At 36.0% G+C, this 13,774-nt stretch carries 10 protein-coding genes; 7 read left to right on the top strand and 3 right to left on the bottom strand.

Annotated elements, in window-relative coordinates:
• Positions 1–19: 19 nt before the first annotated feature.
• Positions 20–373, top strand: a complete 354-nt coding sequence (locus tag PSU83_RS05305; RefSeq protein WP_300587576.1) for a hypothetical protein — start codon at positions 20–22, stop codon at positions 371–373.
• Positions 374–447: 74 nt separating this feature from the next.
• Positions 448–2,655: a TonB-dependent receptor gene (locus PSU83_RS05310; RefSeq protein ID WP_300587579.1), complete on the top strand. Its 2,208-nt coding sequence runs from the start codon at positions 448–450 to the stop codon at positions 2,653–2,655.
• 41 nt (positions 2,656–2,696) lie between these two features.
• On the opposite strand, the gene PSU83_RS05315 is transcribed toward PSU83_RS05310, so the two are convergent.
• Entirely contained in the window at positions 2,697–3,497 is an 801-nt protein-coding gene (locus PSU83_RS05315) for a TIGR00266 family protein (RefSeq protein WP_300587582.1), read from the bottom strand.
• 181 nt (positions 3,498–3,678) lie between these two features.
• On the opposite strand from PSU83_RS05315, the gene PSU83_RS05320 reads away from it, so the two are divergent.
• Positions 3,679–4,053 carry a DoxX family membrane protein gene (locus PSU83_RS05320; RefSeq protein WP_300587585.1) on the top strand — a complete coding sequence of 125 codons (375 nt, stop codon included), beginning with the start codon at positions 3,679–3,681 and terminating at the stop codon, positions 4,051–4,053.
• A 37-nt stretch (positions 4,054–4,090) separates the two neighbouring features.
• On the opposite strand, the gene mtgA is transcribed toward PSU83_RS05320, so the two are convergent.
• Positions 4,091–4,771 carry a monofunctional biosynthetic peptidoglycan transglycosylase gene (gene mtgA, locus PSU83_RS05325; RefSeq protein ID WP_300587588.1) on the bottom strand — a complete coding sequence of 227 codons (681 nt, stop codon included), beginning with the start codon at positions 4,769–4,771 and terminating at the stop codon, positions 4,091–4,093.
• Positions 4,772–4,774: 3 nt separating this feature from the next.
• Positions 4,775–5,890, bottom strand: a complete 1,116-nt coding sequence (locus PSU83_RS05330) for an FAD-dependent oxidoreductase (protein WP_300587591.1) — start codon at positions 5,888–5,890, stop codon at positions 4,775–4,777.
• 213 nt (positions 5,891–6,103) lie between these two features.
• On the opposite strand from PSU83_RS05330, the gene PSU83_RS05335 reads away from it, so the two are divergent.
• From PSU83_RS05335 to PSU83_RS05350, 4 genes are all read left to right on the top strand, one after another.
• Complete coding sequence (locus PSU83_RS05335; protein ID WP_300587594.1) at positions 6,104–9,574, top strand: reprolysin-like metallopeptidase; 3,471 nt, start codon at positions 6,104–6,106, stop codon at positions 9,572–9,574.
• A gap of 93 nt (positions 9,575–9,667) precedes the next feature.
• The gene (locus tag PSU83_RS05340) at positions 9,668–11,578 is read left to right on the top strand and encodes a S9 family peptidase (protein ID WP_300587597.1); all 1,911 of its coding nucleotides are present in this window, start codon (positions 9,668–9,670) and stop codon (positions 11,576–11,578) included.
• Positions 11,579–11,583: 5 nt separating this feature from the next.
• Complete coding sequence (locus tag PSU83_RS05345; RefSeq protein WP_300587600.1) at positions 11,584–12,885, top strand: hypothetical protein; 1,302 nt, start codon at positions 11,584–11,586, stop codon at positions 12,883–12,885.
• Positions 12,886–13,515: 630 nt separating this feature from the next.
• Positions 13,516–13,740, top strand: coding sequence for a hypothetical protein (locus tag PSU83_RS05350; RefSeq protein WP_300587602.1), 225 nt, complete (start codon positions 13,516–13,518; stop codon positions 13,738–13,740).
• Positions 13,741–13,774: the final 34 nt, after the last annotated feature.

A 13,774-nucleotide genomic window follows, 5' to 3' on the forward strand; every position in this document is an offset into this window, starting at 1 on the left:
CTACTTACATTTGCAATCAATGAAAAAAAGGTTTCGAATAGTAAACTCGATAATGGGATTGGTGGTATTGTTAGCAATACTATTTCAGTCGTTCGATGCTATGAGCCATTTGAAAGAAAAATTTTCAAAAGAGCATTGCCAACACGAATACAATCATTCCAAAACAGAACTTCATCATGGTCATCACGTTTTAGATCATTGTTTTGTTTGTGAATTTGCCTTTAGCAGTTTTATATCGCCTTTAAAAACAACTTTTGCCACTCAAAAAGTTCAGGTTGAAAGCAAATATTCCCTTTATTATTCAAAAGAAATAACTCAATTTTTCCGAGGAAGTCTTTTTGCCCTTCGGGCGCCCCCGAGTTTTATTGCATAAATAGTCCCGAAACTTCGGGTTTTCTGACTGAAATCACTTCGGTCAAATTATTCATTTATCAATAAAACATTTTTATGAAATTTATATATATTGCCCTATTCATGGGGTTATCATTCGTCGCGTCTGCGCAAAATAAAGTTAAAGGAATCATTTCCGATAAAGACAATAGACCATTAGCAGGCATAAACATTTCAATGCCTGAAGTCCATAAAGAAGCTATTTCTGACGCTCAAGGAACTTACGAATTCAGCAATTTGCCAAATGGGACTTTCAAAATTATTTTTTCTTCTATTGGGTACACCACAAAAATAATTTCACTGCCAATTTCAGAAAAAGAAATCATCCAAAACATAACTTTAGAAGACAATATTGTCCACATGGATGAAGTAATTGTTTCTACGGCTTTCAACAAAATACAATCCCAGAACGTAATGAAAGTCGAGCACGAAAGCATAAAATCATTACAACAAAAGGGAAGAGCGACTTTAATTGAAGGATTGGCAACGATTCCAGGAGTTTCACAGGTTTCGACCGGAACTTCTATCGGGAAACCCGTTATTCGTGGGTTGAGCGGCAATCGCGTTTTAGTTTACACTCAAGGTGTGCGATTGGAAAATCAACAATTTGGAGAAGAACACGGTTTGGGATTAAACGATGCTGGTGTAGAAAGTGTAGAAGTCATTAAAGGCCCAGCTTCATTACTTTATGGTTCGGATGCTTTAGGCGGCGTCTTATATTTCAACCCTGAGAAATTTGCTAATCCTCAAGAGTTCAAAGCCGATTTTAGCCAACGAATATTTTCAAATACATTGGGAAGCAATAGTACTTTAGGATTAAAAACGTCTACTGAGCATTGGAAATTCTTAGCGCGCGGAAGTTTCAATACGCATGCGGATTATCAAATTCCAAATGGTGACAGAGTAACTAATACACGTTATAACGAAAGTGATTTCAAAACCGGAATTGGTTACAGTAATTCGAAGTTTTCAAGCATACTTCGGTACAACTTTAACAAGTTAGATTTAGGAATTCCAGAAGATGGATTTGGTGAACAAACTACCAACCATTCCACTATTTACCCAAAACAAGCGGTTGACAATCACATTTTAAGTCTGCATAATAACTTCTACTTCAAGAACTCAAAATTGGATGCTGATTTGGGTTATATTTATAATGATCGGAGCGAATTTGAAGATAGCAATGTGGCTTCATTACACATGAAATTGAGCACACTGAATTATGATTTGAAATACTATCTTCCAAAATTTGGTAAAGTAGAAACCATTATCGGAATTCAGGGAATGCATCAAACCAATACCAATTCGGGTGAGGAATTATTGATTCCAGATGCCACAACAACTGATTTTGGAATTTTCGGAACTGCTAATTATGAATTTGGAAAGAATGTTCTTCAAGCGGGCCTTCGTTATGATAACCGAAAAATAAGTAGTGAAACCAATGGACTTTTTGGCAATGAAGGCTATTTCGAAGGCATTAATAAAAGCTTTGATAGTTTCAATGCTTCATTGGGATACAAAACAAACTTGGCTACTGATCTAACACTTCGTCTCAATATTGCTTCCGGTTTCCGTGCTCCAAATTTGGCGGAATTGACTTCAAATGGAGTTCACGAAGGAAGCAATCGTTATGAAATTGGAAATGCTAATTTGGAAAACGAACAGAATCTTCAAACTGATTTGAATTTGGAGTATAAATCTTCTCACTTTGAATTATTTGCAAATGGATTTTACAATCACATCAATAATTACATCTTTATTTCACCGAATGGGAACGTAATTGATGGCAATAATGTATACGATTATGTTCAGGCGAATGCCAAATTATACGGAGGTGAAGCTGGAATTCACTTTCACCCGCATCCGTTAGATTGGTTACACTTTACCAGTAGTTTTGAAACTGTTATTGGTCAAAATGACAACGGAAGTAATCTTCCTTTGATTCCGGCGAACAAATGGAACAACACTATAAAAGGTGAATTTAATATTAAAAACTGGTTTAAAGAAGGATTCGCCACTTTGAATATTGAAAGTACTTTTGCACAAAACAACAACAGTGAATTTGAAACCAGAACCAACGATTACACCCTAATAAATATGGGATTAGGTGGAAAAGTAATCATTGGCAAAACGATTTTTAATCTGAATTTGAATGCCAATAATCTATTCGACAAAACGTATGTCTCGCATCTTTCCCGATTAAAATCGGATGGAATTCCGAATATTGGACGAAACATTGTACTTGGAGTTAATTTTATGATTTAAAACAAAGCGTCCCGATTTTAATCGGGACGCTTTTCTTTTTGTTAAAATTTATTGTCGCCATCAAGCATTCGGCCTAAACCTCCGAGTAAACTTCCTTCATCTCTGCTGTTTCCTCCATTTTTTGGTGCCGAAGCTATAATTCGATCAGCCAATCTGCTGAACGGAAGCGACTGTACATAAACAGTTCCTGGTCCGCGAAGAGTGGCATAAAACAAGCCTTCACCACCAAAAACTGAATTCTTAATTCCACCTATAAATTCGATATCATAATCAACATCTTTTGTAAAACCCACAATACAGCCGGTATCAACTTTCAAAATTTCACCTGAAGCCAATTCTCTTTTTGCTAACGTTCCTCCAGAATGAACGAATGCCATTCCGTCGCCTTCTAATTTTTGCATGATGAAACCTTCTCCACCAAAAAGTCCACGTCCTAATTTCTTCGAAAACTCTATTCCAACAGAAACCCCTTTGGCAGCGCAAAGAAATGCATCTTTTTGGCAAATGAATTTTCCTTGAAATTGTTTCAAATCTAATGGTACAATTTTTCCCGGATAAGGCGAGGCGAAACATACTTTACTTTTTATAGAATTTTGATTGATGTAAGCCGTCATGAACAAACTTTCACCTGTTAGAACTCTTTTCCCTGCCGAAAGCAGTTTGTCAAAAAGCCCCGTTTGCTGTTGCGAACCATCGCCAAAAATAGTTTCCATTTGAATTCCGTTATCCATCATCATAAAACTTCCTGCTTCTGCAACAACAATTTCCTGCGGATCCAATTCTATCTCTACATATTGCATTTCTTCACCATAAATATGGTACTCTATTTCGTGTGCTTGCATGGTCTTTAATTTTTAAATTTAGCTATTTGTAAAATTATTTTGAAAATGTTACAAATACAATTTAAATTCTATTTAATTTACTAATAGCAAAAAAGTGTTAATAATTTGATTATATGTAGCGTGTTTTGTTAAATTTTTAATACTATTTTTACCTTATTACTAATCCAAACACCTACTTTTTATGAATTCAAAGTTTACTAAAATCGTTAGAATAGTTTTAGGTTTGGCGCTCTTAGTTTTTGGCGCCAATAAATTTTTACACTTCATTCCAATGCCAGAACCCGTTGGTGGCGCCAAAGACTTTATGAATTCTCTTGGAGCCACAGGCTATCTCTTTCCTGTAGTTGGTTTTTTGGAAGTAATTATAGGCATACTACTTTTATTAAAAAAATGGGTTGCTTTTGCTTTGGTTTTGCTCGCACCAATTTCCATCAATATTATGTTATTCCATTTATTTTTAGACATCCCGGGCGCGCCATTCGCGTTACTAATATTAGTATGTAACGGAATTTTAATTTTTAAACATTGGCAACAATACAAGCCTTTATTTTATTAGATTTTTGAAATGATAAAGCCCCAATTAAGGGGCTTTATCAATATTTAATCTTACCTATTTGGCGCATAATTTTCATGATTTTTTCTTTTCTTCTTTCAGTGTATGCAGAAGAATTAGAGGCTTTGAATTTACGCGGATTGGGTAAAATGGCAGCTATTCCAGCAGCTTCTCGAGGTGTTAAGTCTTTTGCAGTGGTTGTGTACCAATGCCGCGCCGCTTCTTGTGCACCATAAACGCCGTTACCCATTTCGATACTGTTAAGATACACTTCCATAATCCGCTCTTTACCCCAGATTATCTCAATTAAAACCGTAAAATAGGCCTCAAGTCCTTTTCGGATGTAACTTCTTCCCTGCCACAAAAAAACATTCTTGGCTGTTTGTTGCGAAATAGTACTACCTCCTTTTAATTTTTTTCCTTTACTATTACTTTTAAAAGCTTTCTGCATGGCTTTGAAGTCAAAACCACTGTGTTCTAAAAAATTTCCGTCTTCACTTGCAATAACAGCTTTTTGAAGATTTGGCGAAATTTCTTCTAACGGAACCCATTTATGACTATAAATAGCGTCGCCGCCTGCTACTTTAAATTCAATGATTCGGGTAATCATTAAAGGCGTAAACGGAATTGGAACCCATTTAAAAATAATTACCGATAGTATAGAGAGGGCAAAAAACCATAGTATCGCTTTCCAAATCCAACGAAAAATTTTTCTTATCATAGTTTATTGTACTAAATCTGCTAATTCTTTTCCTATTAAACTTCCTATCGCAACTCCCATTCCACCTAATCGTACACCACAATAAACATGGTCAGAAAGTTGTTCCACAATTGGGTTTTTACTCGACCCTAATCCCATAATACCACTCCAGCGGTGTGCAATTGTGTACTCGGTATTTGGTAAAATTACTTCTTTTAACAATTGCTCCAACCGGTTTTGTATAATTTCTGTTTGTCCCATTTCCGTAGTAGTCTCGGTTTCAAAGGCCAAGTTTCTTCCACCACCCAATAAAATTCGATTGTCAATATTTCTGAAATAATAATACCCCTTATCTAAATGAAAAGTTCCTTTGATATCCAAATTCAGAATCGGTTCGGTAATCACTACTTGAGCTCTTGCCGGTTTTACTTGGTTATTCGTAAGTTGACTGGCAAAACCATTGGTGGCAAAAAGTAATTTCTTTGTCGAAAAAGTAAAATCTGTTAAGGCAACTGTTACCGTATCCTCTTTTTCTATATACGACGTTACTGCTACTTGATTTAAAATTAATATGTCATTGACAATGGCTTTTTGAAGCAAGGCATGCATCATTTTACCCGTGTCGATCTGAGCTTCAAACGGATTAAAAACCACATAGTCCTGAATTCCTTGAAAAGCAAAACGGTCTACCTCTTTGGTAAAAACATCGGTTCTAAACAACGGTTTCAGCAAATCATTGATCAACGGCAATTTTTGCAAACACTCAGCATAAGTACTCTCGTCGTCTTTGAGATACAATTCGTAACCACCATAAGGTTTGAAATCAAGTTGGGTGTCTCCTAAATTCTTGCGTAATAATTGCAATCCGTTCCAACGTTTTTGAATCAGCTGAAGGACTTCTTGCTCGCTATGCGATTTTAAATCATCTAAGATTTCAGAAATGCTGCCAAAACAAGCAAATCCTGCATTTTTAGTACTTGCTCCTTGCGGTAAAACTCCCTTTTCCAAAATCAATATTTTACTTCCCGGGAAACGTTCTCGCAAAGTCAAAGCGCAATGAAGTCCTACTATGCCACTACCCACAATAGTAAAATCAACATCTGTAAACCAATTTTTAAGTTCCCAATAACTAAGATTCATGCTGGTTATTTTTTCTAAAAATACTTTATTCAGATAAAAGTTACTTAAAAAAAGCGAGATTTGTTGTTTTCATACAGATTCTACTTATTTTTTATGCATAAAACAACAATTTTTAGACTAGTTTATGAATTTGTTAACAGTTTTATTAAATATTCAAATCTTTTATAAAAAATAATTTTATTTTTGACTTCTAATTAACCAATTTTATAAACTATGAAATGTAAACTACTTATTGTCGCTTTTATTGCGACTACAAGTTTCTCTTTTGCTCAAAACAAAAGCATGCTGTGGAATCCTACCACAAAAAAAAGCACTATGGTTGCACTTGAGGCCAAAATGCAGCTTCCTGAAAACCATCTTTTTAATTTGAATCTTGTAAGCTTAAGAACAAGTTTGACTTCCGCTCCAAACCGAACGGCAAATTCAAAATCCAACACCATCTTGGCTATTCCAAATGCAGATGGCGTTCTAGAAAACTACCGCGTATACGATAATCCAAGTATGGATCCCGCTTTATCAGCAAGATATCCTGAAATTAAATCCTACCTAGGTATCGGAATTGACAATCCAGCGGCAACAGCATATTTTAGTGTTTCGCCTTTAGGTTTCAAATCGATGGTGCTGGCACCCGATAAATCAGCTGTTTTTATTGAACCGATTTCAGCCGATTTGGGAACGTATAGTGTCTACAGAAAAGCAGATAAAAAACAATCCCTAACACCATTTGAATGTAGTGTTATCGATGTTGCTGCTCCTCAAATAGACGCAGCTACTGCAAGACCAAATGCCGACGATGCAGTGTTGCGAACTTTTCGTTTAGCAATGTCTTGTACAGGCGAATATACAGCCTACTTTGGCGGTACAAAAGCTTTGGCTTTGGCTGCTATCAATAATTCTATCACCAGATGTAATGGTGTTTTTGAGAAAGATTTTGGTTCTCGAATGCTAATTATTGCCAATACGGATTTAGTGATTTACACAAGCGCTGCAACGGATCCTTATGCTGCCGCTGCAAGCATGTCACAATGGAATGCGCAATTACAATCTACACTGACCTCAGTAATTGGTGAAGCTAACTATGACATCGGTCACTTATTTGGAGCTTCAGGTGGTGGCGGAAACGCAGGTTGTATTGGATGTATCTGTGCTACTGGAAAAGGAAGTGGTATTACTTCTCCTGCAGATGGTGTTCCGTCTGGAGATAATTTTGATATTGATTATGTAGCACACGAAATTGGCCACCAAATGGGAGCCAATCATACTTGGACTCACGGAGGAAACGAAGGAAGTGGCGCTCAAATGGAGCCTGGTTCTGGTTCCACAATTATGGGATATGCCGGAATCACAACGCTAGACGTGCAACCGCATTCTGATGCATATTTTCATGCAATTAGCATCCAACAGGTAACTAATAATATTAAAGCTAAAACGTGTTCTGTGAATATTGCCACAGGAAATTCAGTTCCAACAGCAGGAGCTGGATTAGATTATACAGTTCCTAAAAGCACTCCGTTTATGCTAACCGCTACCGGAACAGATGCCAATGGCGATGCGCTAACCTTCAACTGGGAGCAGTTTGACAATCAAACTACTGCCGCTGTTCCTAGTGCAACAAAAACAACTGGAGTAAACTTCAGATCGTTTAATGCCAGTACTTCACCCACAAGATATTTCCCAAGAATGGCTTCTGTTTTAACTGGAGCTACTACCACTGCCGGAAGTGAACTAACTGTTGAAGCATTATCATCAGTAGCAAGAACTTTGAACTTTAGAGTAACAGTTCGCGACAACAGAGCGGGCGGACCGGCAAATAATAGCGATGACATGGTGGTTACTGTAAATGCCACTGCTGGACCATTCACGGTAAGTTCCCCAAACACTGCTGTTTCGTATGTTGGTGGAAGCACCCAAACTGTAACTTGGGCTGTAGCAGGTACAACAGCAAACGGTGTCAACTGTGCCAATGTTGATATCCTTTTATCTACTGATGCAGGTGCTACTTGGACGACATTACTAGCGGCTACGCCAAATGACGGTACCCAAGCAGTTACAATTCCAAATACGGCCGGAACTACTAATAGAATCATGGTAAAAGGAACCAATCATATTTTCTTTGACGTTTCTAATACCAACTTTACAATTACAACTGGTGCTGCACCGGATACTGTTGCACCAACAGCACCAACATTATCTGCTTCAGGAACTACTCAAACTACAACCAATTTATCATGGTCTGGAGCTACGGATAATGTAGCAGTAACCGGATATGATGTGTTAAGAAATGGGACTTTAATTGGTTCTACAACTACTGCAACTACTTTTGCAGTAACAGGTCTAACCGCAGCGACAGTTTATTCCTTCACTGTAAAATCAAAAGATGCTGCTGGAAATGTTTCACCTGATAGTAATAGCGTAAGTGTTACAACTTTAACTCCAGCTCCTGACACAACTGCGCCAACAGCTCCAACATTAGCATCTTCAGGGACTACTTTAACTACAACTAATTTATCTTGGTCAGGTGCTACAGATAATGTTGCAGTTACTGGTTATGATGTATATCAAGATGGTGTATTTAGAACTTCTACTACTTCTACAACATTAGCAGTAACCGGACTTTCAAATTCTACTACTTATGCTTTCTACGTTCAAGCTAAAGATGCTGCTGGAAATCTTTCTCTAGCAAGTAATACCTTTACTGTTACAACATTAGCTCCAGATACAACAGCGCCAACAGCGCCAACATTATCAGCTTCTGGAACTACTCAAACTACAACCAATTTATCTTGGTCTGGCGCTACAGATAATCTTGCGGTAACCGGATACGATGTCTTTAGAAATGGTTCATTAATTGGTTCTACAACTACTGCAACTACTTTTGCTGTAACCGGTTTAACTGCTTCAACAACTTATACTTTTAATGTTAGATCTAAAGATGCCGCTGGTAATATTTCATTAAATAGTAACACCGTTTCTGTTACAACTTTAGCTGTTTCAACTATTACTTACTGTGCTTCCAGAGGGAATAACACGGCAGATGAATTTATTAATAGAGTTCAATTGGGAACAATCAATAACCTATCAGGTAACAATGGAGGTTATGGCAACTTTACAGCACTTTCTACTAATTTAGTTCGTGGTACCAGTAATACCATTACCATAACTCCGCTTTGGACAGCTACAGTTTTCAGTGAAGCTTACAGAGTGTGGATTGATTACAACCGAGACGGAGATTTCCTTGATGCCGGAGAACAAGTTTTTAATAGAAATAGAACTACTGCAACTCCTATCTCCGGTAGCTTTACAGTACCAACCACTGCTTTATTAGGCTCAACCAGAATGCGTGTTTCTATGAAATATAATGCTTCTCCAACATCATGTGAAATTTTTGCAGATGGAGAGGTTGAAGACTATACTGTAAACATTACATCAACTGCTAGATTTGATGAAACAAGTTCAAAAATTTCTTTTAACTTATATCCAAACCCTGTAAAAGGGGACATTTTAAACATCTCTAATCTTGAAACGACATCAACCTATAGAATATTCAATATGATGGGACAAGAATTAGGAAGTGGTAAAATTGAAAACGATAGTATTTATGTAGGTTCTTTAAAAACAGGAACATTCTTAATCGAAGTTTCTAATGGAATTTCAACTACAACTAAACGCTTTATCAAAGAATAAACCTTAACAAAAATCTAAGAGCCATACTGAAAAGTGTGGCTTTTTTTGTGGATTAATTTTGTTACTTTTAGCATCTCAATAAATTTATCAAAAATGAAAAAGATACTTTTTTTAATTCTCTGCACTATGGGCATAGCAGCATCTGCACAACAGGTTTTAACTCCGGAAACCTTATGGAAACTTGGTAGAGTTTCTCCTTTAGGAATAACTAAAGATGGAAAAACAATCGTTTACAAAGTAGCAACCCCTTCTGTAGCAGAAAACAAATCAAATTCAAAATTCTATACCATTCCCGTTACTGCCGGAAATCCAATAGAAATTGAAGAAGCGCAGACTAAAGAGTTATTATCTAACAAAAATGTTTCTCCTGATGGAATCTATATTTTATCCGATGCCGAAGTGAAAACCGAAAGTGTTTTAGGAAAAGATTTTTATCCAGAATTAGACCAATCAGAAGCACAAATATACGACGGACTAGACTACCGCCATTGGGACACTTGGAATAACGGAACGCACAATCATGTTTTTTATGCACTCAATAAAGGAAGCAAAGCAGCTCCAATTGACATCATGAAAGGAGAACCCTATGATGCACCACAAAAACCATTTGGTGGTGATGAAGATTACATTTGGTCCCCAGATAGTAAAAGCATTGTCTATGTTTCTAAAAAGAAATTCGGAACGGCCTACGCTATTTCCACCAATACGGATTTGTACCAATACAACATCGAAACAAAAACAACTAAAAATCTAACCGAAGAAAATTTGGGTTACGATACCAATCCCGCTTTCTCTCCAAACGGAGATTTGACTTGGCTCCAAATGAAACGCGATGGCTATGAAGCCGATAAAAATGACATCATCGTTAGTTTCAAAGGAATTAAAATAAATTTGACTGCTGCTTGGGATGGTTCTGTAGAAAGTTTCAAATGGAGCGCCGATGGCAAAAAAGTATATTTCACGGCAGCAATCGATGGAACAATTCAACTATTCGAAGTTAATTTTCCAGGGGTTACCAAAATCGCTGTGACGGTTAAACAAGTAACTTCGGGAGATTTTGACGTTCATGCAATTGTAGATCTTTCTGGAGACAACATCATCGTTATGAGAACCGATATGAATCATGCGGATGAAATCTATTCCTATAATCTAAAGAAAAAGACATTTACACAATTGACGAAAACAAATAACGAAATGTACGCGTCATTGGCTTTACCAAAATACGAAAGAAGATATGTAACGACAACTGACGGCAAAAAGATGTTAGTTTGGGTAATTCTTCCTCCTAATTTTGATAAAACTAAAAAGTATCCAACTTTATTATATTGCCAAGGTGGACCACAATCGCCACTAACACAATTCTATTCGTTCCGTTGGAATTTTTCGCTAATGGCATCTCAAGGATACATTGTTGTAGCGCCAAACCGTCGCGGAATGTACGGTCACGGACAAGCATGGAACGAACAAATCTCAAAAGATTGGGGCGGACAAGTGATGGACGATTACCTTTCGGCGATTGATGATGTATCTAAAGAAAATTATGTAGACAAAACACGTTTAGGTTGCGTTGGGGCTAGTTATGGTGGTTACTCAGCTTTCTTCTTAGCCGGAATTCACAACAACCGTTTCAAAACATTTATCGCTCATGATGGGGTTTTCAATACACAAAGTATGTTTGGTACAACCGAAGAAGTGTTCTTTAATTACTGGGATTTTGGTGGCGCGTATTGGGATAAAAACAATGCCGTGGCCCAAAAAGGATATACAACCTTCAACCCAATTAATTATGTAGACAAATGGAATACGCCCATCTTAATTATCCAAGGCGGAAAAGATTACCGAGTGCCAATCGGACAAGGACAAGAAGCATTCCAAGCAGCACAACTTCGCGGAATAAAAAGCCGTTTGCTTTATTTACCAGAAGAAAACCACTGGGTGTTAAAACCTCAAAACGGTATCGTTTGGCAACGCGAATTTTACAAATGGTTGAAAGAAACCTTATGAGTAATATGAATTTACTATATAAAAATCCATTACGTACAATAGTTATTTTTGGTGCTTTATTGCGTATCATTATTTTGGTTTTTTATCAACACATTTCTACTTTCCCTGATAGCGATGGTTACAGAGAGTTGTCCACGCTGCTAACAAATTTAAATTTATCAGGATATTTCGGCTATAGAAGTCCCGGTTATCCTTTGCTCCTATCACTTGCCAACGGGAACTTCTACATTGTTATTTTTTTGCAATTTTTGATAGGTGTTGCTAGTATGGTTGTTTTGTATAAAAATATGCTGCTTTTAAAATTCAGCAGTAAAAATGCCTTGTTTGCAACTCTTGTTATGAACAGTTTTTTACATGTGGCTTTTTATGAAACTTGTATCCTAACAGAATCATTGACATTGTTTTTTATGACATTTGTTTTCAATGTCATGCTAAACAATTATTTTAATAATAAATCCATTAAAACAGATTTATTGATGGCGTTTTTACTGGCTTATCTGGTATTTATTAAGCCTTTTTATATCTTTCTGCCTATCCTTATTTATGGTTTTTTTATTTTAAAAAATTTTAATGCGGGTATTTTTCGCAGCTCTAAAATAATCATACTTTTTTTTCCGATAATGATTTTCTTAGGTTGGTCTTATGTAAACAAAATCAATACCGGATATTTTGTGCCTACTACTTTTTATGGCTATAACCTATCTCAAAACTGCGTTTATTTTGCAGAAAAGACTTCACCCAAATACGAGGAAATTTCAAAAATCTATGTGCGTCACAGAGAGGAAAAAATAAGTCAAGGAAAAGATGTTTCAATGTCAATCTGGGACGCATACAACGATATCCAAGAGGCAACAGGCTTATCTTTTGTTGATTTATCCTTCGAGTTAAGTCAGTACAGCAAAGAACTTATAAAAAACAATCCAGCCGATTATCTAAAACAGGTAACTGTTTCATGGTATGATTTCTGGAGAACTGATATTTATTGGAATGAAACACAATTTAAGGTAAAAAAATCGGCGCCTGCATTTATTTGGGTTTGGGATATTCAGCATTATCTACTTCGTTTTTTTAAAATTGCCTTTCTCTTTAACATCTTGCTTCTACTTTTTTCTTTCATGAAAAATCGCACTTTTTCATCAGAAATTATCATTACAACAATTATTATAGTAACATCTTTACTTCAGGCATTTTCAACTTATGGAACCAATTCGAGATTCAGTTATCCTTTTGAATCATTGATGATCGTTGTAGTTTTATTACAGTTTAAAAAACTTTGGTTAGATTTTAGAACCAAAAAAATATTTTGAATTTATAGGAAAAATTCTTGTGTCGAAATTATTTTAACGCATTTAATCTATAATATTCCCATTTTGTCTGCTTTTTTATTATTTCTGAGTACCATAAATTCTCAAAAGATAACAAGTATACTATTAGTTTGCATTTTGTTCTTGATTTCAAGCACAACGCAAGTCGGCATAGCAATCCACACTCCTAGTGCAGCTTTAGACGTCAATGGCGCCATGAGAAGGCGCTCTACTTAAACAAATAACCGTGAAACTTCGGCTAAAGATTCTAGTTTCGGATAGATATGGAAATGTGCAACATATTCTTGCGAATAGTTTAAAGATTGGCGCTTAGCCCGAATTTGCAAAAGAATTTTATCAACATTCATACACACAAAATATTAGGTATATCCAGAGACATACTATTATAACTATACTAAATTGTGGTATTTGCAAAAACCAAATATACCAAAAAAAAAAACTAATCCTACAAAAAATTAAACATAAAATTATTCCATTTGCGAATAATTTTGCGAGCTTAGTTTTATAACACTTCCAAAATAATTAGTCAATTTTACATTCAACAAAACCATTCTGCAGAAAATTATTTTTGTTATAAGTCAAAAATTAGTTATAAGTTTAAAATGAATTAAAATGAAAAAATTATTTTTTACAGCTATTGCACTAGTTGCATTTAGTGGAGTTTCGATGGCAGAAACGGTTGTCATAAAACAAAAAGTTGATTTAGTTAGAGGTAGTCATGAAATGTGTAATGAAGCAGGCCATAAAGCATTTGTTCAAGCCATGTTAGCAGACGTTCCACTTGAAGGATCATTCAATATAGCACAAGCGGTTTATACTTTATGTATGTCGATTTAATTAACTAATTTAAAAGAGTTCACTAATATCCATT

Origin of the sequence: Flavobacterium sp., assembly GCF_029945805.1 — a bacterium.
Lineage (GTDB): Bacteria > Bacteroidota > Bacteroidia > Flavobacteriales > Flavobacteriaceae > Flavobacterium.